Here is a 24,808-nt window from a genome sequence, read left to right on the forward strand (position 1 = left end):
GTCTACTCCTCAGACTCGGGCCAGTCGTGCAGAATCTGTTCAAGCTCGGCTAATTCCGCTGGATTGACGAGCTTCGAACCCGTGAACATATTCACGGGGAACGGCTCATCCATTTCCATGACGCGTTTGCCGAAGTCACGCGTAAAAGCCGCCAACGTTTCAATCTTATCAAGAGAAGGCGTGTATACGTTGATACCGTGCATCACCTGAAGATTGACCATCTGCTTTTCTACCATTCTTTCGAGCGTTTTGCGTGTAGAGGAATACGACCACTGCAGCTCTTCCGCCACGAGGTCATGCAGTTCGCGCGCAGACAACGGCTGCTGTTTCCATAGGCATTTAAGCAGACTTAATTCGGTAACTGATGGGATGGTCATGATTCGTCTGCCCTGTGACTGATGACGCGATCTTACGACAACTGTCGCATAAAGGCAAATCTACCTAAATGGAACCGGTTATACACGACAAGCTGACTTAACAAACACATTGTGGATTTCTTAACCTCCGACCTGACCTGATCGGCAAATTTGTAGCCACAGCAGATGTTAGCCTTCGACTTCAGGCAGCCTGTTCTTGGCGCCGTTCACGGCCGACCGCGGCTGGTGTACGGTTGCCCGGTGCAGAATGTGGCCGCTCATTGCTATAGAAGTTCCGCCATTTCTCAATGATCAGCTTGGCTTCCTGGCGGCTGACAAACCACACTCGGTTCAAACACTTGTTCCGCAGCTTGCCGTTGAAGCTCTCGGCGAAGCCGTTCTGCCACGGAACTGCCTGGCTTGATGTAAGCCGGCCCGATGTTCTGGTCGCGCAGCCATTTCATGACAGCCGTGGGTTACCATTTTTTTCCAGCGATTTCCTTCAATCCTTCAATCGCCAGCAAGTGCTCGGCAAACAGCTTCTTCGGCTTGGCGATCTCGGCTGGATGACCACGCCATCAGCCTCGGCCGGGCAAGATTCCAATGATCTGTTATTCGGTGAAAGGACTGGAGCGCGTGAAGACCGAAATGAGCCTGCACGTGCTCGCTTATAACGTCAAATGGTTGATGTCGCTGCTTGGGGTCGCTGGCTTGATGGAGGCGATCAGGGCGTATGCCCTTTTACTGGCTCTGCAGCGCGTCTTTGGAGCGATTACCGCTGATCCGGTCGATATCTCAGAAAATGCGACGCCACTTCCTGAGTACCTTGTAGAGCCGCACGGCACGCATCGGCGGGTACAGTTCTGCAGCCAGGGCGTGACTATAAGTTTTTACACAGCCTGGGCCGATAGCGGACGTTGGATTTACCAGTAAACGTTTATTCCACCGTCACCGACTTCGCCAGATTACGCGGCTTGTCCACATCCGTCCCACGCGCCAGCGCCGTGTGATACGCCAGCAATTGCAGCGCCGCCACGTGCAGGATCGGTGACAGCAAACCGTAGTGCTCGGGCAAACGAATCACGTGCAGGCCATCGCCTGACGTGATGCGCGAATCGACGTCGGCGAACACGTACAGCTGACCGCCGCGCGCGCGCACTTCCTGCATGTTGGACTTCAGCTTTTCCAGCAGCGCGTCGTTCGGGGCGATCGTGACCACGGGCATCTCTTCGGTCACCAGCGCCAGCGGGCCGTGCTTCAGTTCACCTGCTGGATACGCTTCGGCGTGGATGTACGAAATCTCCTTGAGCTTCAACGCGCCTTCCAGCGCGATCGGGTAGTGGATGCCACGGCCCAGGAAGAGGGCGTTTTCCTTGCGGGCGAAGTCGTCGGCCCAGGCGATGATCTGCGGCTCGAGCGCCAGCACGGCAGCCAGTGCGACCGGCAGGTGACGCATCTGCTTGAGGTGTTCGGCTTCTTCGGCATCCGTCAGGCGGCCATTGACCTGGGCCAGTGTCAGCGTCAGCAGGAACAGGGCGGCCAGCTGGGTCGTGAAGGCCTTGGTCGAGGCCACGCCGACTTCGACACCGGCGCGGGTGATGTAGGCCAGCTTGCACTCGCGCACCATGGCGCTCGTCGAGACGTTGCAGATGGTCAGCGTGTGTTCCATGCCCAGGCTGCGCGCATGCTTGAGCGCGGCAAGCGTGTCGGCCGTTTCGCCGCTCTGGGTGATGGTGACGACCAGCGTGTCCGGATGCGGGACGCTGTCGCGGTAGCGGTATTCGCTGGCGATCTCGACGCTCACAGGCACCTTGGCCACCGATTCGATCCAGTACTTGGCGGTCAGGCCTGCGTAGTAGCTGGTGCCGCAGGCCAGGATCAGCACGCGGTCGATTTTCTTGAACACCGTAAAGGCGCCGTCGCCGAACAGTTCCGGCATGATGCCGGTGACGCCTTCGAGCGTGTCGCCGATGACACGTGGCTGCTCGAAGATTTCTTTCTGCATGTAGTGGCGGTATGGGCCGAGTTCGGCCGCGCCAGTGTGAGCGTGCACGGTCTTGACTTCGCGCTCGACCGGGCGGCCGTCGACGTCGACGATCCAGTAGCGTGCCAGTTGCAGGTCGACCACGTCACCTTCTTCCAGGTAGATGATCTGGTCGGTCGTGCCGGCCAGCGCCATCGCGTCGGAGGCGACGAAGTTCTCGTCCTTGCCCACGCCGACGATCAGCGGCGAACCCTGGCGCGCGGCGATCACGCGGTGCGGTTCTTCGCGGCAGAATACGGCGATGGCGTAGGCGCCGTGCAGGCGCTTGACGGCTAGCTGCACGGTCTCGAACAGGTCACCGTTGTACATGTGGTCAACCAGGTGAGCGATGACCTCGGTGTCGGTCTGGCTCATGAAGACGTAGCCCAGGGCGGTCAGCTCAGCGCGCAGTTCGTCGTGGTTTTCGATGATGCCGTTGTGAACCAGCGCGATGCGCGCATTGTCTTCGCTTGGCGAGAAGTGCGGGTGAGCATTGTGCGATGCCGGCGCGCCGTGGGTGGCCCAGCGGGTGTGGGCGATCCCGGTGAAGCCGTCCAGATGCGCTTCCTTGACCTGTGCTTCCAGTTCAGCGACACGCGAGGTCGAGCGCGAGCGGGTCAGGCGGCCGTCGAGGTGGACAGCCACTCCGCAGGAGTCATAGCCCCGGTACTCGAGGCGCTTGAGGCCCTCGATCAGGACAGGGGTAATGTTGCGTTTTGCGACTGCTCCGACGATACCGCACATGGCTAACCTCACTTCAAAGTATTCAATGAGTATTATCGTAGAGCAAGTACAGTGAAATAAGCGTACAGTGTGCAGCTATATTTGTCATATTATTTCACGACAACCCAGACGTGAAATCTTGTTTCATATAGCAAACCAAAATACACTTAAATTTCATGCCAACTAATGCTCTTCCTGTCCTTGACGACATCGATCGTCGCATTCTGACCATTCTGCAGACTGACGCATCGCAGACGAACGCGCAGCTGGCGGCGCAAGTGCATGTATCGCCACCGACCTGCCTGCGCCGCGTGAAGACCATGACGGACAGTGGCGTCATCCAGCGCCAGGTGGCAATCGTCGCGCCCGACAAGGTGGGGGCGGGCCTGAGCGCCATCGTCGAGATCACGCTGGACGTGCAGGCCGCCGAGCGCATGGCCGAATTCGAGAAATTGGCGGACACGGAAGCTGCGGTGTTGCAGTGCTACCGCGTGTCGCCCGGGCCGGATTTCGTGCTGATCGTGCAAGTGGCCGACATGCCGGCCTACCACGAGCTGGCACACCGGCTGTTCACCGCGCACGCCAATGTACGTAACGTGAAGACCTATTTTGCGACCCACCGCAGCAAGTTCGAGACGCGCATCGCCGTGTAAGCGGGACAGACAGGTACGCCAGTGCCTGTGGATAACGATGTGGATGACCACAGGGAAGAACATGGGATAAGCAGGGTATTACCCTGTGTTTATCTTGTTCATTTCCTGTGGTTAGCTTGTGTACGGCCAGTGGATTACTTCTTGATTTTCACTGGACGCTTCCAGCTGTCGATCGTGACTTGCTTCGATCGCGAGATGGTCAGCTTGCCGGCGGGCGCATCCTTGGTCAGCGTCGTGCCGGCCGCCAGCGTCGCGCCCTTGCCAACCGTGACCGGCGCGATCAGCTGGGTGTCGCTGCCAACAAACACGTCGTCTTCGATCACGGTGCGGAACTTGTTGGCGCCATCGTAGTTGCAGGTAATGACGCCCGCGCCGATGTTGACGCGCGAACCGATCGTGGCGTCGCCCACGTACGCGAGGTGATTGGCCTTGCTGTGCGCGGCGACCGTGCTGTTCTTGACCTCGACGAAATTACCGATGTGCACGTCTTCACCGAGCGTGGTGCCCGGCCGCAGGCGCGCATACGGGCCGATCTGCGAGGCGGCGCCGATCGTGGCGTCGTCAATATGAGAGAACGGCTTGATATTGGCGCCTGCGCCCACGGTGGCATTGACCAGCACACAGTGCGCGCCGATGCGCACGCCGTCGGCCAGTTCGACGCGCCCTTCGAATACGCAACCGACATCGATCGTGACATCGCGGCCGCAAATGAGTTCGCCGCGCACATCGATGCGGGCCGGATCCATCAAGGTCACGCCCCGTTCCAGCAGTGCGTGCGCAATGTTCAGCTGGTGACGACGCTCGAGCTCGGCCAACTGCACCTTGCTGTTGACGCCCGCCACTTCCCATTCGCCGGACGGCTGACTCGAGACGACCGGCACGCCGTCGGCCACGGCCTGGGCGACGATGTCGGTGAGGTAGTACTCGCCCTGGGCATTGTTGTTGGACAACGCCGCCAGCCACTTTTTAAGGTGGCGGGTCGGAATCGCCATGATGCCGCTGTTGATTTCCTTGATGGCGCGTTCAGCCTCGGTTGCATCTTTCTCTTCGACGATGCGCACGATATTGCCGTCTTCACGCACGATGCGGCCCAGCCCGAATGGATTGGCCTGCTCGACGGTGAGAATGCCCAGCTTGTCGCTTCCTGCGGCCTCGACCAGGCGGCGCAGCGTATCGACGGTGGTCAGCGGCACGTCGCCATACAGCACGATCGTCGGCTGGTCATCGTCCAGTTGCGGCACGGCTTGCATGACGGCGTGACCGGTGCCCTGCTGTGGTTCCTGCAGCGCGGTATCGATCGTGCTGCCGGTGGATTCTGCCACTGTTGCGACCATCTCTGGCACCGCTGCGCCTCCATGTCCATAAATCACGCATAATTTCTGCGGATTCAAGCCACGCGCGGTATCGATGACGTGGCGCAAAAGGGGCTTACCAGCCAGTGGATGCAGTACTTTCGGCAAGGCAGACTGCATGCGTTTGCCCATACCGGCGGCGAGGATCACAACGTTCATAAGCCGTTCTCAAAAAGTTGAATATATGAAAAATTTTAGCATGCGCGATGGCGCGTTCCGACGCGTGTTTGCGCTCCTGCTGCTTGCCATGACGGTCATGGCCGCCGGTTGCAGCTCGATTCGCTTCTCGTACAACCAGGGTGACACTTTACTGTACTGGTGGATGAATTCGTATGTCGACTTCGAAGGTCAACAAGCGGATGTGGCCAAGCGCGATATCAAAGCCGTGTTCCAGTGGCATCGCAAGACGGAGTTGCGTGACTATGCTGCATTGCTGGGAACGTTCAAGCGTCAGCTGGCTGGCAACCCGACTCAGGCCGACCTGCTCGGCGACTACCGCGAAATCCGCGTACGCGCCGATCGCCTGGGCCAGCGCGCCGTGCCGGAACTGACGACGCTGGCCATGTCGATCACACCCGAGCAGATCACCCACATGGAGCGCAAGTTCAAGGACAAGAACGACGATTACCGCCGCAAGTTCATGGATGGCAGCGTCGACAAGCGCCAGCGCGCCCGTTTCAAGAAGTCGATGGAACAGGTGGAACTTTGGTTCGGCAACTTTAGCAGCGAACAAGAGGCGGCCCTGCGCCGCGCGTCCGATCTGCGTCCGCTGGACAACAACCTGTGGCTGGAAGAGCGCCAGTACCGCCAGCGCCGCGTGCTGGCCGTGCTGACGGAGATCCAGCAAAAGAAACTCAACCGCGAACAGACGACGACGCGTGTCGCAGGCTTGATGCGGGAATTGTCTGCCCGCATGGACTCGCCGGAACGCAAGGGTTTCTATGATGCCAGCATCGATCACACCACCAAGTTCATCCTGACGGCGATCCGGGTCGCCACGCCCCAGCAGAAAGCCCATGCGCAGGAGCGCATCCAGGGCTGGATTGGCGACCTTGAGGCGCTGGCTGCAGGGAAATAAGCAAGTAAATAAGTAACTGAAAAAGCACGCAAAGGGCGGCGCGCAATCGCATGTAAACCCCATGCTATAGTGCCGCCCATGCACAGAAAGTCCATCAACTCCAAGCCTGCCGGCCCCAAGCCGCACGGCGCGCCGCGCATGGCGCAGCACCAGGTCCGCATCATCGGCGGCGCCTTCAAACGAACCCTGCTACCCGTCGTCGACGCCCTTGGCCTGCGGCCCACGCCGGACCGCGTGCGCGAAACCGTCTTCAACTGGATCAATCACCAGCTCGCCAATGACTGGGATGCTGCTACCGTGCTCGACCTGTACGCAGGTTCCGGGGCGCTGGGCTTCGAGGCGGCCAGCCGCGGCGCGGCGTCGGTGCTGATGGTCGACAACCATAGCCCGGCGGTACGCCAGCTCGAAGCAAACCGCGACAAGCTCAAGGCGACCAACGTCACCATCCTGCGCGCCGACGCGTTGACGCTCGTGCGCGACCTGGCCACCCGCGGCCAGCGCTTCGACGTGATTTTTCTCGATCCGCCCTACCAGCAAGACTTGCTGGCCAAGACGTTGCCGTTGTGCACAGCGCTGCTGAAAGAGGGCGGCATGGTGTACGCGGAAGCCGAGGCGCCCCTGCTGGCCGAAGGTGATGCGGTGCCCGAATGGCTGGCAGGCTGGGAAGCAGTGCGTGCGGACAAGGCCGGCATGGTCTACTATCATCTGCTCAAGCTGCAAGAAAAGCAGGCATGAGTTGTTGAACGGCTGTGAAAACTGCACAGCCATTGGGCAGACCCCGCCCCAGCGTGGGGCGAATGCCGGGTATTTAAGGCATAATGCGCGTTCTATCACGGTGTATTTTTCACAGGAGCCGCAATGGTTGTAGCTGTTTATCCAGGTACTTTCGATCCGCTCACCCGCGGCCACGAGGATTTGGTACGCCGCGCATCCGGCCTGTTCGACCGTCTGGTGGTCGGCGTTGCCGATAGCCGGAACAAGCGTCCCTTCTTCACGCTTGAAGAGCGCCTCGAAATCGCCAATGAAGTGCTGGGCCATTATCCGAACGTGCAGGTCGAAAGTTTCTCGGGCCTGCTCAAGGATTTCGTGCGCAGGCACGACGCCCGTGTGATCGTGCGCGGCCTGCGCGCGGTATCCGATTTCGAGTACGAGTTTCAGATGGCGGGCATGAACCGCTACCTGCTGCCGGATGTCGAAACCCTGTTCCTGACCCCGTCCGACCAGTACCAGTTCATTTCGGGCACCATCGTGCGCGAGATCGCCATGCTGGGCGGCGACGTGTCCAAATTCGTTTTCCCATCGGTCGACCGCTGGCTGCAAAACAAGATCGCCAGCCTGCCCCCAGCACCGGTCGCCTGATCTACCTGGAAGTACCATGGCCCTCCTGATTACCGACGACTGCATCAACTGCGACGTCTGCGAACCCGAATGTCCCAACGATGCCATTTCGATGGGCGACGAGTATTACCAGATCAATCCGAACAAGTGCACCGAGTGTGTCGGTCACTTTGAAGAACCGCAGTGCCAACTCCTGTGCCCGGTCGCTTGCATCCCGCTTGACCCGGCCTGGCGCGAATCGCGCGAAGAACTCCTCATCAAGTACGAACGTCTGACGGCCGACAAAGCCGCTGCCTGATCGCCTCTCTGGCCGACGCCCTCCTGTCGGCTCGCTTCTCCCTTGTGACACCGCTACGCCGCCAGCTGGCTTGATCCGCTGGCGGCGTTCGCTCGCGTATTGAATTCGCGTCGCATCCTAGTTGCCCCTCCAACGTTCTACATGGTTACCTTTATCTTGTACTTTCAGTAGTAAATTTTGCGCCGTTCACTTTGTTACTTATAGTTATTGTATAAATTACATAGAATGTGAACTTCGTGGAATAGCTGATATATTGATCCTTAATTTACCTATCATTATCTAAGTTGAACTATATTTTTCTATATTACGTATCGAACCTGAGCATGCCAGATATCTACTAAAATCTTTTAAAATGATTAGTTTATGTAGTTATTTGCAGTAATTAACGCTAAAAATACATTTATGTTCCACTCAAAATTTTAAACAATGTAATTCTATGTGAACTTTGTCACTTTTTGCGCCCGAGTAAAACCGGGTAACACCAAGTCACCATCAAAAACACGAGAGTTGAGAGTTTTTGCCAGCATACGAAGTTGCAGGCGAAAAAAAACGCGGCTACCGTGTCCGGTGCCGCGTTTCAGCGAAGGGGAGTGAGTCAGCGATGCATAAACGTCAGGCTGATTTCGACGGCAAGGTCGATTTGATCGGACGTGGACGTACCGTCAGGTACAGCGCGCGGCCAATGCCAACCAGCAGGGGACGGAAAAACAGGGCGATCCCGCCGAACAGGGCGAAATAGATGGTCATGCTGAACAACAGGCTGTATGGCACCGCGCTGGCGGCTTGAACTAGGGTGGCGGTGGAAGACATGATGTACTCGTTCTATGATTGTGGATAACTTTAGTGCATCGCAACATATAAATCTAATTCCCATCGCTGATGGCACTTATACTGTTTGTGAATGAGTTGAGGTACACTTGTATTCACGACAGTTTTATCCTGAATTCCATGAGCTTTCTGACGCTTGACCTGAATTTGCTGCGCGTGTTCGATGCCGTCATGACCGAGCAAAATCTGACGCGCGCTGCCGGCCACCTGGCCATGACCCAGCCTGCTGTCTCGAATGCCATCAAGCGACTGCGCGAAAGCCTGGGCGACGAACTCCTGATCCGCACTGCCTACGGCGTCAAACCGACGCCGCGCGCCGAAGCGCTGTGGCCAGCCGTGCGTCAGGCATTGGCGGCCCTCGAAGCGGCCGTGATGCCGGAAACGTTCGACGTCTCCAAGGCACAGGCAACGTTCCGGATGGCGATGGCCGACGCGACCGCTGCCCTGTGGCTGCCGTCACTGATGCGCTCGATCGAAGGCGAAGCACCGGGCGTGAATATCCGCATGGTGCCGCTGACCACGCGCGAACCGCGGCCAATGCTGCTGCGCGGCGACATCGATCTGGCGGTGGGCTTCTTCCCGGGGGTGGCAGCCCAGTTGTCGTATGAAACCGGCTCGCCGATTCGCCACGAGCGACTGTATTCGGGCGTGTACGTGTGCGTGATGCGCAAGGATCACCCGCTGGCCAAGGAAAAGCTCGATCTCGACACCTATTGCAAGGCAAACCACCTGCTGGTGAGCTTTTCGGGCCGCGCCCATGGCCTGGTGGACGAGGCACTGGGCCAGATGGGCCGCGAACGACGCATCCTGCTGACGGTGAACCAGTTCTTCACGGCTGGCCGGGTGGTGGCTAACTCGGACCTGATCACCGTGTTGCCGAAGCACTTGCTGGTCTCGACCGGCATGGCCGATGTCCTGATCTGGAAAGAATTGCCGCTCCAGCTGCCGGCCGTCCACCTGGACATGCTGTGGCACGAGCGCGATGGCCGCAGCCCGGCGCACCGCTGGCTGCGCAAGAACCTCGAAGGCATGGCCGAAAGCGCTTCTAAAGGCGGCGTGCGCAAGGTCGTCTGATACGTTGTCACCGGGGATGGCGCAGCCGCGTCATCCCTTCTCACCTGTACGCCAACCCCCTTGCTTGGTGGCTCTGCCTACCATGCAATTCCCAAATCCATTTTGCGCGAGATCCGGCGCCGGGTTTGCGCTAGCTCATCCTGAATGATTCGTCACGTTCCAGAATGGTCATGCGCCGTGCATACCGCATACGCGCCTACATGGAGATATGGAGATGACAATGCGCCATTTATCGACGGGCCAGTCCAGTGTGTTTGGAATCACTCTGCTGCTCATGCTTGCGGCCTCAGGCCGCGCTACAGCGGCTGCCGAGGATGACGCCACTGATGCCGGGCGCAGTGGTGGTGACATCTACAGCATCGTCAATCTCGCCGCGCCAACGAGCTACAACGGCTTTGTCAATGCACGTGGTCAGGCGGCATTCGAGTACCCGGGGCCGGACGGTCGCACGCAGGTGGCGTTTTTCAGTGGGGATCGCATCGTCGATATCAGTCCTCCAGGTAATGAGCGTACGTTTGTCGGCGGTCTGAACGAACAAGGTGAGGTGATTTTCAACGCACGCTTCCTCGACGCGCAAAGTCCCGGCGGCCTGCGGTACCAGCCATTGCGCTGGTCGGCCGCAAGGGGCCGGGTGGTGCTACCGTCGCTCAATGCGCGCGAATACGCCTCCCTGGACGCGATCAACAAACATGGCCAGATCGCGGGCCTGTCTGCCACGTCCAGCGACAACAGCAGCGTGCGTGCAGTGCGCTGGACGTCGGCAAATCGCCTGTCATCACTGCCCGGCGTCAGCGGCTTCGTTCCAGGCGCTGCCTACGGCATCAACGATCTTGATGCCGTCGTCGGCTCGGGCAGCGCTGTCAATGGCGGCACGACCACGCTGGTCTGGAACGCTGACGGCCGTCCCACGAATCTGGGAACGTTCGGGGCACGCAGTGCGTATGGTATCCGCATCAATAATCAGGGCGACATTCTCGGTTGGCGGATCGTCGACGCTGCAACCCGTGGCTTCTTCTTGTCGAGCCCAGGAAAACCCGCTGTCAGCATCAATGCTGCCTATCCCACGACACTCAATGAAGCGGGCGAGGTCATCGGCGCAGTGCGGGGCCCGACCACGAACGAGTTTCGCGCCTTCCGGTACTCACGCGCGCGCGGTTTTCTCAGCCTGCACCCGGCGGGCATGTTCACGTCCGAGGCCAACGCACTGAACGATGATGGCGTGAGTGTGGGCCTGATCCGCTCCGGCATGTTCGACGAAGGCCGCGCCTATCGATGGTCGCGCACGGGCGTGGCGACCGATCTCAATCTGCGCCTGCACAACTCGCCAGCAGGGTTGGTGGTAACCGAAGGGCTTGGTATTGCAGCCAACGGCGATATCCTTGCCCAATCGAACGCCGGCCTGGTGTTTTTGCGCCGCGGTGGCGGCGGTACCGATGCGCCGGTGCTGGGCCCGATACAAATCCCGGCGCTGCGCGAGAACGAGCTTGCCAGGCTCACGCTGTCATTTCGCGACCGTAATGTCCGCGACACCCATACAGCCACCATCGACTGGGGCGATGGCAGCGGGCCGCTACCGGCGGTCGTGCGCGAGCGCAATGGCGCGGGTACAGTCTTGGCTGAACACACGTATCGCGTTGCAGGGGATTACCGCGCGACTGTGATCGTCACCGATTCGGCGCGCAGGCGTACGACGATGTCTGCGTTCGTGCGGGTGGGCTTCACCGACGGCGCGCAGCTGGTGGGCGAAGGGATGCTCCAGTCGGCCGTGGCTCCCGGCAGCGGCGTTTATTCGCCGGCTGCCAGAACAGCCTTCCGGCTGGCAGCGCCACTCGCGCTCAAGACAGATGCAGGCACGCCGTTCGTGTTTCGTCTGCTGGGCAGCACGTCATTCAAAGGTGACACGCTGGATCGGATCACGCTCGACGGCAACCGGGTCAGGCTGGAAGGCACGGGGCAACTGGACAATCGCCCGGGCTACCGCTTCGTGATCGATGCCGTGGCCGGTGAGGGCGACGCGCTTGCCAGCGCCAGCAGGATGGCGGTGTGCATCGAAGAACCGGATGGGGTGGGCGCGATGCGCAAAGTAACGTTCGAAGCAGGCCGCGGCGCCGCTACGCCGCAGGATCTCACTCAGGCCGCTACTCAGGCCGCTACTCAGGCCACCAGTCAGGCCGCGCAAGCGCCACCTGCCAGTCTTCTGTATCGCGGCGCACTACGCCTGACCGGCCAGACCAGCAAGACCGGCCAGGCTGGGCAGCCATAACTCAGCGAATCGGCAGCTTGGTGGAATTTTTCACTTCTTCCATCACCGCATAGGTGTGCGTCTCGCGCACACCTTTCTGCAGCAGCGTCTTGCCCAGAAATTCGCGGTAAGCGGCCATGTCTTTCACGCGTGCCTTGACCAGGTAGTCGAAGCCGCCCGCCACCATATGGCATTCGAGCACTTCTGGAATCATCTGCACGCTCTGCTTGAAGGCATCGAACACTTCAGGCGTGGTGCGGTCGAGCACGACTTCGATGAAGACCAGCAGCGACACGTCCAGCAACTGCGGATTGAGCTGGGCGGTGTAGCCCATGATGTAACCTGATTCGTGCAGCTTGCGTACACGTTCAAGGCAGGCAGCCGGCGACAAGTTGACACGCGCCGCCAGTTCGACGTTGCTGATACGGCCATCGTTCTGCAATTCGGCCAGAATCTTTTTGCTAATCTTGTCCAGCATGCTACATCTCCTTATAAATTTTATTTGGTCAGATTGTCGCATCAAAAACTATCTATTGCCAGTATCGGTTAAATCCAGAATAAATCCAGAAGAAATCCTTCTACAATCGAATCATTTCCACCAAGTTCCGATCTGCGCCGGCTGTTGCTTACAGCACGGCGCTTTTGCTGTGCGGTGGCCCTCGTTTGTATTTTTCTTTTGACTAGATAGCCATGCAGATTGCTGCTCACCCGGCCTCCACTTTCGTTCCGTTCGACGCCCTTCACGCTGAAATCAAACGCGACCAGACTCCCCTGCGCGCCGCCATCACGGCCGCCTACCGTCGCGATGAAACCGAGGCGGTGCAGTGGCTGCTGGCCCAGGGTTCCGGCGCCAGCCATGACGCCCAGGCGCTGGCACACCGCCTGGTCGCCGCCGTGCGTGAAAAACGCACCCGCTCGTCGGGCGTGGACGCCCTGATGCACGAATTCTCGCTGTCGTCAGAAGAGGGCGTGGCATTGATGTGTCTGGCCGAAGCTCTGCTGCGCATTCCTGATAGCGAAACGGCCGACCGCCTCATCGCCGACAAGATCAGCAAGGGCGACTGGCGCAAGCACCTGGGCGAATCCCCGTCGCTGTTCGTCAACGCGGCCACCTGGGGCCTGCTCATCACCGGCAAGCTGGTGTCGACCAATAGCGAACAAGGCCTGGGCTCGGCGCTCACGCGCATGATCGCCAAGGGCGGCGAACCGCTGATCCGCAAGGGCGTCGACATGGCGATGCGTATGCTGGGCAATCAGTTCGTCACCGGCCAGACCATCGACGAAGCACTGAAAAACAGCCGCGAGAACGAAACGCGCGGCTACCGCTATTCGTACGACATGCTGGGTGAAGCAGCGCTGACCGAACTCGATGCGCAACATTACTACGCGTCGTACGAGCAGGCAATCCATGCGATCGGCAAGGCCTCGAATGGCCGCGGCATCAAGGACGGGCCAGGGATCTCGATCAAGCTCTCGGCGCTGCACCCGCGCTACAGCCGCGCGCAGTCGGCGCGCGTGATGGACGAACTGCTGCCGCGCGTGCGCAGCCTCGTGCTGCTGGCCAAGCGCTATGACATCGGCATCAATATCGACGCCGAAGAAGCGGACCGCCTCGAGATCTCGCTCGACATGCTCGAGGTGCTGGCGTTCGACCCCGAGCTGGCCGGCTTCGAAGGCATCGGCCTGGTCGTGCAGGCCTACCAGAAGCGCTGCCCGTACGTGATCGATTATGTGATCGACCTGGCCAAACGGAGCGGCCGCAAGTTCATGGTACGGCTGGTGAAGGGCGCCTATTGGGACGCGGAGATCAAGCGCGCCCAGGTCGACGGCATGCCCGGCTATCCGGTCTATACGCGCAAGGTGCACACCGATGTGTCTTATCTGATCTGCGCGCGCAAGCTGCTCGGTGCGTCCGACATCCTGTACCCGCAGTTCGCCACCCACAATGCGCATACGCTGTCGGTCATCTATACGTGGGCACGCCTGGGCAATATCAGCAACTACGAATTCCAGTGCCTGCACGGCATGGGCGAGACGCTGTACGACCAGGTCGTGGGCAGCAAGAACCTCGACAAACCTTGCCGTATCTATGCGCCGGTCGGTTCGCACGAAACGCTGCTGGCCTACCTGGTGCGCCGCCTGCTGGAAAACGGCGCCAACTCGTCGTTCGTGAACCAGATCGTTGACGAGAGCGTCGCCATCAACACCCTGATCACCGATCCGTTCGAGGCCGCCCGCGCCAGCGGTGGCAAGCCGCATCCGGCGATCGCACTGCCGGTGGACATGTTCGGTACGGAGCGCAAGAACTCCGCCGGCATGGACCTGGTCAACGAAGACATCCTGGGTGAGCTGGCGAGTGGCCTGTCGCAACAGCGCCGGCACGTCGCCGCGCCCCTGACCGCCGCAAAGATCGACGCCGGCCCGCTCGCCAACGTGGTCAACCCGGCCCAGTCGGCCGATATCGTCGGTCTGGTGCAGGAAGCCTCGCGCGCCGACGTCGACGCCGCGCTGGCAGCGGCCAGTGCCTTTGCCGGCGAGTGGGCCGCCACCAGCACGACCGAGCGCGCCGCCATCCTCGAGCGCACCGCCGACCTGTTCGAGCACCATGGCGTCGAACTGATGGCCCTGGCCGTACGCGAAGCGGGCAAATCGCTGCCGAACGCGATCGCCGAACTGCGTGAGGCAGTCGACTTCTTGCGTTACTACGCGGTGCAGATCCGCTCTGTAACTGGAGTCCAGGCAAACGTCCAGGCACTCGGCCCGGTCAGCTGCATCAGCCCATGGAACTTCCCGCTGGCGATCTTCACGGGGCAGGTCGCGGCTGCACTGGCCGCCGGCAATGTGGTGCTGGCCAAGCCGGCCGAGCAAACGCCGCTGATCGCCCACCGCGCGGTGGAGCTGTTCCTTGAGGCCGGCACGCCGCGCGCTGCGCTGCAACTGCTGCCGGGCCGCGGCGAAGTCGTCGGCGCCGCGCTGACGGCCGACAGCCGCATCAAGGGTGTGATCTTCACCGGCTCGACCGAAGTCGCGCAGCTGATCAACCGCACGCTGGCCAAACGCGCGGAGCAGGAAGGCATCGACATTCCGCTGGTGGCCGAAACCGGTGGCCAGAACGCGCTGATCGTCGACTCGTCGGCGCTGCCCGAACAGGTGGTGGGCGACGTGTTGAGCTCAGCCTTCGATTCGGCCGGCCAGCGCTGCTCGGCGCTGCGCGTGCTGTTCCTGCAGGAAGACATCGCCGACAAGACCATCAAGATGCTCAAGGGCGCGATGCAGGAACTGCGCGTGGGCAGCCCGGATCGCCTGGCAACCGATATCGGTCCGGTCATCGATGCAGAAGCGCAGCGCAACCTGCTGGCGCACATCGAACGCACGAAGGCCACAGCGCGCAGCCACTTCGCGCTCGAGCTGCCGACCGCCATCACCAGCTGCGGCACCTTCGTGCCGCCAACGGTGCTGGAAATTGCGTCGCTGTCGGAACTCAAGCAAGAGGTGTTCGGCCCGGTCCTGCACATCGTGCGCTACCGCCGCGCCGATCTGCCGAAAGTGATCGCGTCGATCAATGCCACGGGTTTTGGCCTGACCCTGGGCGTGCACTCGCGCATCGATGAAACGATCGACTACATCGTGAACCATGCGCACGTCGGCAATATCTACGTGAACCGCAATATCGTCGGCGCAGTCGTTGGCGTGCAACCGTTCGGTGGCGAGGGCAAGTCCGGGACCGGCCCGAAAGCCGGCGGCCCGTTGTACATCAAGCGCCTGCAGCGCGGTGCGGCGCCATTGATGGACCATGTCCGTCAGGCTGACGTTGCGCTGGAAGCGCTGATTGGCTGGCTGCGCACGAACGGCCAGCAACCCGTGGTGGCGCTGGCCGAAGGCTATGCGCGCACGTCACTGAATGGCGTGGCGATCGACTTGCCGGGTCCGACCGGCGAGCGCAATCGCCTGTCGTTCACGCCGCGCGGTGTCGTGCTGTGCGCATCGGGCACGCCGACAGGCCTGCTCAATCAAGTGGCAGCTGCGCTGGCCACCGGCAACCGCGCACTGGTGCTGACCATGTCGCCGGAGGCGATCCCGGCCAACCTGCCGCAGGCGGTCAAGGAGCGCGTGCGCTTCATTGGCAAGGACGAAGTCGATGCGGGCGAGTTCGCGATCGCCCTGGTCGAATCGGGCCTGGCCGGCTCGCTGCGCACGCAGCTGGCGGCGCGCAGCGGCGCCATCGTCGGGGTGGTCGATACCGAACCACTGGCTGCGGTCGATCTGTGGCGGCTGGTGGCCGAACGTGCCGTCTGCGTCAATACGACGGCGGCTGGCGGTAACGCCAGCCTGATGACACTGGGCCTGTAATGCACACCACATCGGCGACTTCGGTCGCCGATGTGCTTTCTAACCCGCATTCTCGGCAGGAGCAGTAACAGCAGTTGCAGGAACCACACCAACAACAAGGAGACTCACCATGCTTGTAGGCGTTCCAACCGAAATCAAGAACAACGAATACCGTGTCGGCCTCACGCCGGCATCGGTGCATGAACTGGTGGCGCAAGGCCACCAGGTGCTCGTCCAGCAGGGCGCCGGCAGCGAGATCGGCTTGCCCGATGCGCAGTACGTCGCGGCCGGCGCCAGCATCGTGGCCAGCGCGCAAGAGGTGTATGCGCAGGCTGACATGATCGTCAAGGTCAAGGAGCCGCAGGCGGGCGAATGCGCGATGCTGCGCGAAGACCAGATCCTCTTCACTTACCTGCACCTGGCACCCGATCCCGATCAGACGGCGGCGCTGGTGCGGTCAAGAGCCATCTGCATCGCCTATGAGACCGTCACTGGCCCGGGCGGCGGCTTGCCGCTGCTCGCGCCGATGAGCGAAGTGGCAGGGCGCATGTCGATCCAGGCGGGCGCCGCGCACCTGGAGAAATCCCGGGGCGGCATGGGCCTGCTGCTGGGCGGTGTACCGGGCGTGGCCGCGGGCCACGTCGTCATCATCGGCGCCGGAGTGGTGGGCGCCAATGCCCTGCAAATGGCCGTCGGCACGGGCGCGCGGGTAACAGTGCTCGACAAGAACCTTGATCGCCTGCGCCAGCTCGATCTGGTCTATGGCAACCGCATCGCCACGCTGCATTCCAACGCGCAGGCGCTCGAAGAAGCCGTGCTGTCAGCGGATCTGGTCATCGGCGGGGTACTGGTGCCGGGCGCCGCAGCGCCGAAACTCGTCACGCGCAGCATGGTGTCACGGATGAAGAACGGCGCGGTCATCGTCGATGTGGCGATCGACCAGGGCGGCTGCTTTGAAACGTCCCACGCCACCACCCACGCCGATCCAACCTTCGTCATCGACGGCGTCGTGCATTACTGCGTGGCGAACATGCCTGGCGCAGTCGCGCGCACATCCACCTTTGCGCTGAACAACGCCACGATCGGCCACGTGCTGGCACTGGCCGGCAAGGGCTGGCGGCGCGCGCTGGGCGATGATCCCCACCTGCGCCATGGCCTGAATGTCTGCCAGGGCAAGGTCACGTTCGAGGCCGTGGCGCACACACTGGGCTACGACTACATTCCGGCCGAATCGCTGCTGGACTAGAGCGACGCTGCCGCCAGATCACGGCACAGGCGCCGGGTGATGTGAAATGCGTACTGCGCGGCCACGGTCTTCACGAAGCCCATGAAGTCGTGCGCCGCGTGTTCGTTGGCGTTGTCCGAAATCGCGCGGATGACGGCAAACGGCACGTGCAGTTCGTGACACACCTGCGCTACTGCAGCACCTTCCATCTCCACCGCCACCAGGCCCGGCAGCGCGGCATTCATCGCGTCGATTTTCGCAGCCTCATGCACGAACTGGTCGCCGCTGGCAATCAGGCCGCGGTGCACGCGCGGCTGCGTCAGGCCGAATTGCTCGCGGTCGGCCTGCGCGATTGCATGCGTCAGGTCGTCATCCAGGAACGCATGCGCTGCACTGGACACCCGCAGCGACAGCCGGGCGTCCGGCTGAAAATGCGTTTGCCCCGTCAATGGCACCTCGAAGCGAGGAAAGAGGGGACTGGCATCCATGTCGTGCTGGACGAGCGATTCCGCCACCACGATGTCGCCAACCCGGATCGACGCGTCCCCTGCACCAGCCACCCCCGTGAACAGGATGTGGGTAACTCCGAACTTCTCCACAAGCGTCGTCGCCGTCATGGCGGCAGCAACCTTGCCAATTCGCGACAGGACGCACACGGCGTCGATTTCCCACAGCTGTCCGAGAAAGTACTCACGCTTGCCGTGGATGAGCGTGGAGGGCCCTTGCAAGGCTTCCACGAGCCCTGCCTGTTCTTCGTGCAACGCGCTAATGATGCCTAAACGCATTTTTTTGCTGGGCCGTTGTGCATAAGCGCCGGATTGTACACAGCATTGTCAGCCGTTGGAGACAAATTTGCTGGCTTGGTTTTTTGTTCTGGAGAACGTTTTTTTTGGTTGCGCTGTTGTTTGCTTATTTAATTAAGAGATCTGTATACAAAATAGTAGTAGTAAGTAAACGCACGATTTTCTGTGGATAAGGTTCGTTTACTCAACAGAATCAGCGCGTTAAGTCCTGTTTTTTATGCGGGACAACACATGCGCGAGTCACGCATGGATCGTGGACAAGAATTTGGCCGTTGCCAAAAGCCGGGGTTCTGCACAGTTGATGCTGTGGATATGCAGGGGCTTGTCCACAGGACGTTGGCGCTTAGAAGCTGGTTGTCAGGGGTCGATGCTGGTTGGCAATCTCGATTTGCTACGTACTTTTGCGTCTGCGTTCTTTTTTTTTGGAAAACGCGTTTAGAACGATGCTCAGTCGAGCTTCTGGCCAAAGATGTCCAGCGCGCGAGTTATCCAGTTTGTTCACTTAAAAGCTTGTATACAAAATAGTAGTAATAGTAAACGCGGTCGATTGTGTGGATAAGCCTGGATTTTTCCACAACTTCAACGGCTTACGCGGTTTCAAAGCGGCTGGAGAACCCTGGTGGTCACGGTGCACCGAAGGTGAACAGAATCGGCGACAGCCGAAAAAAACCGGTTTTTGCACATTCCATCCTGTGGATATGCATTGGGTTCTCCACAGACCTGAAAAGGGTGTTTGCAATGACCGCATTGTTCCGATCTGCCACGGACGAAATTTTTTTTTTGAAACAGGCATCTCAGGTTTACAACCAATAACTGTATACAACATTGATAGTAATAAGTAAGGGTGGCCACCTTCTGTGGACAACCCGGTTAACGAGAACAAAATCATCGACTTACAGCGCGCATAAGCCAGTGCACTAGTGACCCGGCTTCCTGGTGGCAAATCTGGACAAGATTTTTGCTTGTGTACAAATGCGGAGTTCTGCACAAACCGTACCTGTGGATATCCATTTGCTTATCCACAGGTGGGGTCTGGACAGGCGTTTACGTTCTGGTAAGCTGTGTTTCATCGAGTCAGCGCCAAGGGGAGCCGCATGGAATTCGAGTCGCATTACGCCACGGTCAATGGCCTCAACATGCACTACGTCACGGCTGGCGAAGGCCAGCCAGTGATCCTGCTCCATGGCTTCCCCGATACGCACCAGATCTGGCGACGTCAGATTCCGGAACTCGCTGCGGCGGGTCTGCGTGTGATTGCACCTGACCTGCGTGGATACGGCAAGACCGATATGCCGCAAGACGTCGGCGCGTATGCTGTGTCATTTCTGGCCGATGATGTATTGCGACTGATGGACGCGCTGGGTATCGACAAGGCTGTCGTGGTCGGTCATGACTGGGGCGCGTTGATCGGCTGGCACCTGGCCATGCATGCGCCGGAACGCATCGTACGATATGCCGCCCTGTCAGTCGGCCATCCCAAGGCAATTGCTTCCTCGAACCTCGGCCAGAAACTGCGGTTCTGGTACATGCTTGTTTTCAAAACGCCCGTCGTCGCGGAGGCATTGCTGAAAGCAGGGGACTGGGCAGCGCTCAGAAAAATGATTCGCAGTCGCGAACAGCAAGATATCTGGATCGCGGCGCTTGCACCCGAAGGTCGCCTGACGGCAGCACTGAATTATTATCGCGCCAATTTCAAGCCATCCTCCGCGCGGGCCTGGCTGCCGGTCAACGTGCCGGTGATGGGTGTCTGGAGTGAACATGATCCAGCGCTGGGTGAGCAACAGATGCTCGATTCGCGCGAGCAATGTCATGCAGGTTTTCGCTATGAACGCATTGATGGTGTTGGCCACTGGTTGCAGCTCTCGGGTGCGGATCGCCTGAATGCATTGTTGCTCGACTTCATAAAGTCGCCGACCGTCTGACCGCCAGGTAAGTACGCACGGCATGCCGTAGAATTGCGGCTTCAGCACTCCTCCCGAATCCTTTCCATGATTGATGTTGTTTGGCTCGGCGGCGCCGCGTTCGCCGCCGGCCTGGTCGATGCCGTTGTCGGTGGCGGCGGCCTGGTCCAGCTTCCCGCGATGTTCTCACTATTGCCAAAAGAAGCGCCGGCAACCATCCTCGGCACCAACAAGCTTGCAGCGATTTTCGGCACCAGTTCGGCGGCCGTGGATTACGCGCGGCGTGTGCGTGTAGCGTGGAGTACGGCCGCGCCGGCAGCTGCGGCCGCATTTCTCTTGTCGTTCGCTGGCGCCTGGACGGTAACCCGCGTGCCCGCCGATTTCGTCCGCGCTTTGTTGCCCATCATCCTGGTTGCGGTGGCGGTCTATACCTTCATGAAGAAAGACCTTGGGTCCGTGCATGCACCGCTGCACAGCGGTCTGGCTGAGCGGTATTGGGCAATCGGGATTGGCGCGGCGATTGGGTTCTACGATGGGTTCTTCGGTCCCGGCACCGGCAGCTTCCTGATCTTCCTGTTCGTGCGTTTTTTCGGCTTTGATTTTTTAAGTGCTTCTGCTGCTGCGAAGATCGTCAACGTGGCGTGCAATTTCTCGGCGCTGATGTGGTTCGGTTACAGCGGCCATATTCTGTGGCAACTCGGACTGATGATGGCGGGCTGCCAGATCGTCGGTTCGCTGACTGGCACGCGACTCGCAATGAAGTACGGCAGCGGCTTCGTGCGCAAGGTCTTCTTGTTTGTCGTCAGTGCCTTGATTGTCAAGACTGCCTACGACTCCTTCACGAAGTTGGGTTGGTAGTCGCTATTGTTCCACGTGAAACATCGCGGAGCCGGGTCAGCCCGGCCTTATCAAATGCAATGTTCCACGTGAAACAGTTCCGACGCCCAACTTGCCTGACGTTCCACGTGAAACAAAATTCGTCGTTTTCTGGCGGCCGAAGAATCAGGCACCGGAAAAGAATCTATAATCGCGCATTAGTCTCCTCGCCTCACATCCCATCATGCTATTTCCAACTGAATTCGACGTCATCGTCGTCGGCGGCGGCCATGCCGGCACCGAAGCTGCACTCGCGTCTGCACGCACAGGTCAAAAGACCCTTTTACTGACGCACAATATTGAAACGCTGGGCGCCATGTCCTGCAATCCGTCGATCGGCGGCATCGGCAAAGGGCACCTGGTCAAGGAAGTCGATGCCCTCGGTGGCGCGATGGCCATTGCCACGGACGAGGCAGGCATCCAGTTCCGGATCCTGAATTCATCGAAGGGGCCGGCCGTGCGTGCTACCCGCGCCCAAGCCGACCGCGTGCTGTACAAGGCGGCGATTCGCTCGCGCCTGGAAAACCAGCCGAACCTGTGGCTGTTCCAGCAGGCCGTCGAAGACCTGATCGTCGAGGGCGACCGCGTCGTCGGCGCCGTCACGCAAGTAGGTCTGAGCTTCCGTGCGCGCGCCGTTGTACTGACGGCCGGTACTTTCCTGGACGGGAAAATTCACGTCGGCCTGCAGAATTATGCTGGCGGCCGCGCGGGCGATCCACCGGCGACCTCGCTGTCGGCGCGCCTGAAAGAACTCAAGCTGCCGCAAGGCCGCCTGAAAACCGGCACCCCGCCGCGCATCGATGGCCGCAGCATCGACTTCTCGCTGCTGACCGAGCAGCCGGGCGACCTCGATACGGTCCCGGTTTTCTCGTATATGGGCAATGTTGCGATGCATCCGAAGCAGGTGCCATGCTGGGTCACGCATACCAATGAACGAACGCATGACATCATCCGGGCCGGGCTCGACCGCAGCCCGATGTACACGGGCGTGATCGAAGGCGTCGGCCCGCGCTACTGTCCGTCGATCGAAGACAAGATCCACCGCTTCGCCAGCAAGGAATCGCACCAGATCTTCCTCGAGCCGGAAGGCTTGACGACCAACGAGTTCTATCCGAACGGTATCTCGACCAGCCTGCCATTCGACGTGCAACTGGCCCTGGTGCGCTCGATGCGCGGCATGGAAAACGCTTTCATTCTGCGGCCCGGCTATGCGATCGAATACGATTACTTCGATCCGCGCGGCCTGAAAGCTTCGCTGGAAACCAAGTCGATCAAGGGTCTGTTCTTCGCCGGCCAGATCAACGGCACCACCGGTTACGAAGAAGCGGCGGCCCAGGGTTTGCTGGCTGGCCTGAACGCTGCGCTGCAAACGCAGGGCAAGGATGCCTGGACGCCGGGTCGCTCGGAAGCGTATCTCGGCGTGCTGGTCGATGACCTGACGACGCAAGGTGTGGCCGAGCCGTACCGCATGTTCACCAGCCGCGCTGAATACCGCCTGTCGCTGCGTGAAGACAATGCCGACATGCGCCTGACCGAAATCGGGCGGAGCCTGGGCCTGGTGGACGACGCGCGCTGGGCAGCATTCGAGACCAAGCGCGAATCCGTCGCACGCGAACTCGAGCGCTTGCGCTCGGTCTGGGTCAACCCACGCATCCTGGCGGCGGCCGAGTCAGAGCGCATCGTCGGCCAGCCACTCGAGCGCGAATACAATCTGGCCGATCTGCTGCGCAGACCGGGGGTGAACTACGACACTTTGATGACGATGAGTGGTGTTGAAGGGCAGAGCCTGGCCGGTCCCGGCGTTGAGGATCCCGCTGTCAAAGAGCAGGTCGAGATTCAGCTGAAGTACTCCGGCTATATCGATCGCCAGGCGCGTGAAGTCGAGCGTCATGATCACTACGAAAACATGAAGCTGCCCGAGAACCTGAACTACCTGGATATCGAAGCGCTGTCGTTCGAAGTGCGCCAGAAGCTTGACAAGCAGCGGCCTGAAACCCTGGGCCAGGCCTCGCGCATTTCGGGCGTAACCCCGGCCGCGATTTCGCTGCTGCTGGTGACGCTGAAAAAACGGGGCGCCAAAGGTTTTGCAACTGCTGCGGCCGAGGTGGCCGAATGAAATACAACTTCGATCACGATGCACTGGCAGCCGTGCTGGACCAGGGCATCAAGGACATGACGCTGGAGATCTCGCCCGAGCAACAGACCAAGCTGATGGGCTATCTGGCGTTGATGAACAAGTGGAATGCCGTCTACAACCTGACGTCGCTGCGCGATCCACAGCAAATGGTCACGCACCATCTGCTCGACTCGCTTGCGGCAGTGCCGGCATTTGCCGATGCACGCAATGTGCTGGATGTAGGAGCAGGGGGCGGATTGCCCGGCATCGTGCTTGCCATCGTGCGACCGGACATGAATGTGTCGATGATCGACACCGTGCACAAGAAAACCGCATTCCTGAACCAGGTGAAGGCAGAGCTGAAGCTGACCAACGTCAGCGTGCACACGATGAAAGTGCAGGACCTGGTCGTGAGCGAACCATTTGACGTGATTACCTCGCGCGCGTTTGCCGACCTGTCCGACTTCGTCAACTGGTCGGGCCATCTGCTGGCCGAGGGCGGCAAATTCATTGCGTTGAAAGGCGTGGCGCCAAGCGAGGAACGCGAGCGCTTGCCACAGGACTGGAAAGTCGTGGATCTGCAACCGTTATGGGTGCCAAGACTGCAGGCAGAGCGACACTTGGTATTCATCGAGCGATCCGTATAAAAGCTACCAGTAGTACATACTATATAAATCATACGAACTGTACTAACTGTACTATCTGTATTAACCGTATAAACAGTTTATATCGTTTAACTCATATAAACCAATGAAACGGTTTTATCGTATGAACGATATGATGCCTTGTAGTCGCATCCAGGAAAGGAAAAGATGGCGAAGATTTTTTGCGTTGCGAACCAGAAGGGTGGCGTAGGCAAGACCACCACCAGCGTCAACCTGTCCGCAGGCCTGGCCAAACTGGACCAGCGCGTGCTGCTGGTCGACCTCGACCCGCAGGGCAATGCCACGATGGGCGCTGGCATCAACAAGGCCGAGCTGGCAGCGTCGATCTATCAGGTGCTGCTGGGCGAGTCCGATGTGGCCACGGCGCGCGTGCGCTCGGAAGCAGGGCGCTTCGATGTGCTGCCCGCCAACCGCGAGCTGGCTGGCGCCGAAGTCGAGATGGTCGCGCTCGAAAACCGCGAGCGGCGCCTGAAGGAAGCACTGGCTGCGGTGGCTGATGATTACGACTTCATTCTGGTCGACTGTCCGCCCGCGCTGTCGCTGCTGACCTTGAACGGCCTGTGCGCTGCCGACGGCGTGATCATTCCGATGCAGTGCGAATACTATGCGCTCGAAGGCTTGTCCGACCTGGTCAACACCATCAAGAAGGTGCACGCCAACCTGAACACCGACCTGAAGATCATCGGTCTGCTGCGCGTGATGTTCGATCCGCGCATGACGCTGTCGCAGCAGGTCTCGGGCCAGCTCGAGCAGCATTTCGGCGACAAGGTCTTCAAGACGATCATTCCGCGCAATGTACGGCTGGCCGAAGCGCCGTCGTACGGCATCCCCGGCGTGACGTTCGATCCGTCCTCGAAAGGCGCCCAGGCGTATATCGCGTTCGGTGCTGAGATGGTCCAGCGCATCAAGACCATGTAATCAATCACAA

21 protein-coding genes and 1 pseudogene are annotated in these 24,808 nt (G+C 60.1%); 15 read left to right on the forward strand and 7 right to left on the reverse strand.

The window, feature by feature from the left end; all coding sequences use genetic code 11:
- Positions 1-2: 2 nt before the first annotated feature.
- Together AC1MGT_RS11255 and AC1MGT_RS11260 are read right to left on the reverse strand one after the other, a co-directional pair.
- On the reverse strand, positions 3-377 hold the full coding sequence (locus tag AC1MGT_RS11255; RefSeq protein ID WP_499504219.1) for a BlaI/MecI/CopY family transcriptional regulator: 375 nt from the start codon (positions 375-377) through the stop codon (positions 3-5).
- Positions 378-558: 181 nt separating this feature from the next.
- Positions 559-823, reverse strand: a pseudogene (locus AC1MGT_RS11260) (integrase core domain-containing protein); the annotation flags it as partial.
- A gap of 169 nt (positions 824-992) precedes the next feature.
- On the opposite strand from AC1MGT_RS11260, the gene AC1MGT_RS11265 reads away from it, so the two are divergent.
- The gene (locus AC1MGT_RS11265; RefSeq protein ID WP_499504367.1) at positions 993-1,289 is read left to right on the forward strand and encodes a hypothetical protein; all 297 of its coding nucleotides are present in this window, start codon (positions 993-995) and stop codon (positions 1,287-1,289) included.
- A 4-nt stretch (positions 1,290-1,293) separates the two neighbouring features.
- On the opposite strand, the gene glmS is transcribed toward AC1MGT_RS11265, so the two are convergent.
- The gene (gene glmS / locus AC1MGT_RS11270; protein WP_499504220.1) at positions 1,294-3,123 is read right to left on the reverse strand and encodes a glutamine--fructose-6-phosphate transaminase (isomerizing); all 1,830 of its coding nucleotides are present in this window, start codon (positions 3,121-3,123) and stop codon (positions 1,294-1,296) included.
- Positions 3,124-3,278: 155 nt separating this feature from the next.
- On the opposite strand from glmS, the gene AC1MGT_RS11275 reads away from it, so the two are divergent.
- Positions 3,279-3,755 (forward strand): Lrp/AsnC family transcriptional regulator, encoded by a 477-nt coding sequence (locus tag AC1MGT_RS11275; protein ID WP_499504221.1) that lies wholly within the window; start codon positions 3,279-3,281, stop codon positions 3,753-3,755.
- A 134-nt stretch (positions 3,756-3,889) separates the two neighbouring features.
- On the opposite strand, the gene glmU is transcribed toward AC1MGT_RS11275, so the two are convergent.
- A complete protein-coding gene (gene glmU, locus AC1MGT_RS11280; protein ID WP_499504222.1) occupies positions 3,890-5,266 on the reverse strand; it encodes a bifunctional UDP-N-acetylglucosamine diphosphorylase/glucosamine-1-phosphate N-acetyltransferase GlmU in 1,377 nt (458 codons plus the stop codon).
- Between the two features lie 25 nt (positions 5,267-5,291).
- Between glmU and AC1MGT_RS11285 the strand changes: the two genes are divergently transcribed.
- The 4 genes from AC1MGT_RS11285 (at position 5,292) to AC1MGT_RS11300 (ending at position 7,821) form a co-directional block, all read left to right on the forward strand.
- On the forward strand, positions 5,292-6,185 hold the full coding sequence (locus tag AC1MGT_RS11285; protein ID WP_499504223.1) for a DUF6279 family lipoprotein: 894 nt from the start codon (positions 5,292-5,294) through the stop codon (positions 6,183-6,185).
- A 78-nt stretch (positions 6,186-6,263) separates the two neighbouring features.
- A complete protein-coding gene (rsmD, locus tag AC1MGT_RS11290; protein ID WP_499504224.1) occupies positions 6,264-6,920 on the forward strand; it encodes a 16S rRNA (guanine(966)-N(2))-methyltransferase RsmD in 657 nt (218 codons plus the stop codon).
- A 123-nt stretch (positions 6,921-7,043) separates the two neighbouring features.
- Complete coding sequence (gene coaD, locus AC1MGT_RS11295; RefSeq protein ID WP_332531188.1) at positions 7,044-7,544, forward strand: pantetheine-phosphate adenylyltransferase; 501 nt, start codon at positions 7,044-7,046, stop codon at positions 7,542-7,544.
- 16 nt (positions 7,545-7,560) lie between these two features.
- On the forward strand, positions 7,561-7,821 hold the full coding sequence (locus tag AC1MGT_RS11300; RefSeq protein ID WP_183554890.1) for a YfhL family 4Fe-4S dicluster ferredoxin: 261 nt from the start codon (positions 7,561-7,563) through the stop codon (positions 7,819-7,821).
- Positions 7,822-8,433: 612 nt separating this feature from the next.
- On the opposite strand, the gene AC1MGT_RS11305 is transcribed toward AC1MGT_RS11300, so the two are convergent.
- Positions 8,434-8,631, reverse strand: a complete 198-nt coding sequence (locus AC1MGT_RS11305; RefSeq protein WP_499504225.1) for a hypothetical protein — start codon at positions 8,629-8,631, stop codon at positions 8,434-8,436.
- 138 nt (positions 8,632-8,769) lie between these two features.
- Between AC1MGT_RS11305 and AC1MGT_RS11310 the strand changes: the two genes are divergently transcribed.
- Both AC1MGT_RS11310 and AC1MGT_RS11315 read left to right on the forward strand, forming a co-directional pair.
- Complete coding sequence (locus AC1MGT_RS11310; RefSeq protein WP_183554886.1) at positions 8,770-9,723, forward strand: LysR family transcriptional regulator; 954 nt, start codon at positions 8,770-8,772, stop codon at positions 9,721-9,723.
- Between the two features lie 220 nt (positions 9,724-9,943).
- Positions 9,944-11,986: a hypothetical protein gene (locus tag AC1MGT_RS11315; RefSeq protein ID WP_499504226.1), complete on the forward strand. Its 2,043-nt coding sequence runs from the start codon at positions 9,944-9,946 to the stop codon at positions 11,984-11,986.
- A 1-nt stretch (position 11,987) separates the two neighbouring features.
- Here AC1MGT_RS11315 and AC1MGT_RS11320 read toward each other — a convergent pair whose 3' ends face one another.
- A complete protein-coding gene (locus AC1MGT_RS11320) occupies positions 11,988-12,443 on the reverse strand; it encodes an Lrp/AsnC ligand binding domain-containing protein (RefSeq protein ID WP_183554882.1) in 456 nt (151 codons plus the stop codon).
- A gap of 212 nt (positions 12,444-12,655) precedes the next feature.
- On the opposite strand from AC1MGT_RS11320, the gene putA reads away from it, so the two are divergent.
- Together putA and ald are read left to right on the forward strand one after the other, a co-directional pair.
- Positions 12,656-16,315, forward strand: coding sequence for a trifunctional transcriptional regulator/proline dehydrogenase/L-glutamate gamma-semialdehyde dehydrogenase (putA, locus tag AC1MGT_RS11325; protein WP_499504227.1), 3,660 nt, complete (start codon positions 12,656-12,658; stop codon positions 16,313-16,315).
- A 109-nt stretch (positions 16,316-16,424) separates the two neighbouring features.
- Positions 16,425-17,540, forward strand: coding sequence for an alanine dehydrogenase (gene ald, locus AC1MGT_RS11330; RefSeq protein ID WP_499504228.1), 1,116 nt, complete (start codon positions 16,425-16,427; stop codon positions 17,538-17,540).
- Here ald and AC1MGT_RS11335 read toward each other — a convergent pair.
- Complete coding sequence (locus tag AC1MGT_RS11335) at positions 17,537-18,304, reverse strand: 5'-methylthioadenosine/adenosylhomocysteine nucleosidase (protein ID WP_499504229.1); 768 nt, start codon at positions 18,302-18,304, stop codon at positions 17,537-17,539. The two genes, ald and AC1MGT_RS11335, sit on opposite strands and share 4 nt — an antisense overlap.
- A gap of 1,112 nt (positions 18,305-19,416) precedes the next feature.
- Between AC1MGT_RS11335 and AC1MGT_RS11340 the strand changes: the two genes are divergently transcribed.
- From AC1MGT_RS11340 to AC1MGT_RS11360, 5 genes are all read left to right on the forward strand, one after another.
- Positions 19,417-20,244 carry an alpha/beta fold hydrolase gene (locus AC1MGT_RS11340; RefSeq protein WP_499504230.1) on the forward strand — a complete coding sequence of 276 codons (828 nt, stop codon included), beginning with the start codon at positions 19,417-19,419 and terminating at the stop codon, positions 20,242-20,244.
- Between the two features lie 66 nt (positions 20,245-20,310).
- A complete protein-coding gene (locus AC1MGT_RS11345; RefSeq protein WP_499504231.1) occupies positions 20,311-21,081 on the forward strand; it encodes a sulfite exporter TauE/SafE family protein in 771 nt (256 codons plus the stop codon).
- Between the two features lie 202 nt (positions 21,082-21,283).
- A complete protein-coding gene (gene mnmG, locus AC1MGT_RS11350) occupies positions 21,284-23,215 on the forward strand; it encodes a tRNA uridine-5-carboxymethylaminomethyl(34) synthesis enzyme MnmG (protein ID WP_499504232.1) in 1,932 nt (643 codons plus the stop codon).
- Entirely contained in the window at positions 23,212-23,862 is a 651-nt protein-coding gene (rsmG, locus tag AC1MGT_RS11355) for a 16S rRNA (guanine(527)-N(7))-methyltransferase RsmG (protein WP_499504233.1), read from the forward strand. The genes mnmG and rsmG overlap by 4 nt, the downstream gene beginning before the upstream one ends.
- A 165-nt stretch (positions 23,863-24,027) precedes the next feature.
- Complete coding sequence (locus tag AC1MGT_RS11360) at positions 24,028-24,798, forward strand: ParA family protein (RefSeq protein WP_332531178.1); 771 nt, start codon at positions 24,028-24,030, stop codon at positions 24,796-24,798.
- Positions 24,799-24,808 lie beyond the last annotated feature (10 nt).

This window comes from Telluria sp. BA11 (assembly GCF_056680305.1).

What these genes read in the sequence shown, in the direction of transcription:
- AC1MGT_RS11255 (WP_499504219.1), bottom strand. Translation starts at nt 377, where the DNA reads ATGACCATCCCATCAGTTACCGAATTAAGTCTGCTTAAATGCCTATGG.
- glmS (WP_499504220.1), bottom strand. Translation starts at nt 3,123, where the DNA reads ATGTGCGGTATCGTCGGAGCAGTCGCAAAACGCAACATTACCCCTGTC.
- AC1MGT_RS11275 (WP_499504221.1), top strand. Translation starts at nt 3,279, where the DNA reads ATGCCAACTAATGCTCTTCCTGTCCTTGACGACATCGATCGTCGCATT.
- glmU (WP_499504222.1), bottom strand. Translation starts at nt 5,266, where the DNA reads ATGAACGTTGTGATCCTCGCCGCCGGTATGGGCAAACGCATGCAGTCT.
- AC1MGT_RS11285 (WP_499504223.1), top strand. Translation starts at nt 5,292, where the DNA reads ATGAAAAATTTTAGCATGCGCGATGGCGCGTTCCGACGCGTGTTTGCG.
- rsmD (WP_499504224.1), top strand. Translation starts at nt 6,264, where the DNA reads ATGCACAGAAAGTCCATCAACTCCAAGCCTGCCGGCCCCAAGCCGCAC.
- coaD (WP_332531188.1), top strand. Translation starts at nt 7,044, where the DNA reads ATGGTTGTAGCTGTTTATCCAGGTACTTTCGATCCGCTCACCCGCGGC.
- AC1MGT_RS11300 (WP_183554890.1), top strand. Translation starts at nt 7,561, where the DNA reads ATGGCCCTCCTGATTACCGACGACTGCATCAACTGCGACGTCTGCGAA.
- AC1MGT_RS11305 (WP_499504225.1), bottom strand. Translation starts at nt 8,631, where the DNA reads ATGTCTTCCACCGCCACCCTAGTTCAAGCCGCCAGCGCGGTGCCATAC.
- AC1MGT_RS11310 (WP_183554886.1), top strand. Translation starts at nt 8,770, where the DNA reads ATGAGCTTTCTGACGCTTGACCTGAATTTGCTGCGCGTGTTCGATGCC.
- AC1MGT_RS11315 (WP_499504226.1), top strand. Translation starts at nt 9,944, where the DNA reads ATGCGCCATTTATCGACGGGCCAGTCCAGTGTGTTTGGAATCACTCTG.
- AC1MGT_RS11320 (WP_183554882.1), bottom strand. Translation starts at nt 12,443, where the DNA reads ATGCTGGACAAGATTAGCAAAAAGATTCTGGCCGAATTGCAGAACGAT.
- putA (WP_499504227.1), top strand. Translation starts at nt 12,656, where the DNA reads ATGCAGATTGCTGCTCACCCGGCCTCCACTTTCGTTCCGTTCGACGCC.
- ald (WP_499504228.1), top strand. Translation starts at nt 16,425, where the DNA reads ATGCTTGTAGGCGTTCCAACCGAAATCAAGAACAACGAATACCGTGTC.
- AC1MGT_RS11335 (WP_499504229.1), bottom strand. Translation starts at nt 18,304, where the DNA reads ATGCGTTTAGGCATCATTAGCGCGTTGCACGAAGAACAGGCAGGGCTC.
- AC1MGT_RS11340 (WP_499504230.1), top strand. Translation starts at nt 19,417, where the DNA reads ATGGAATTCGAGTCGCATTACGCCACGGTCAATGGCCTCAACATGCAC.
- AC1MGT_RS11345 (WP_499504231.1), top strand. Translation starts at nt 20,311, where the DNA reads ATGATTGATGTTGTTTGGCTCGGCGGCGCCGCGTTCGCCGCCGGCCTG.
- mnmG (WP_499504232.1), top strand. Translation starts at nt 21,284, where the DNA reads ATGCTATTTCCAACTGAATTCGACGTCATCGTCGTCGGCGGCGGCCAT.
- rsmG (WP_499504233.1), top strand. Translation starts at nt 23,212, where the DNA reads ATGAAATACAACTTCGATCACGATGCACTGGCAGCCGTGCTGGACCAG.
- AC1MGT_RS11360 (WP_332531178.1), top strand. Translation starts at nt 24,028, where the DNA reads ATGGCGAAGATTTTTTGCGTTGCGAACCAGAAGGGTGGCGTAGGCAAG.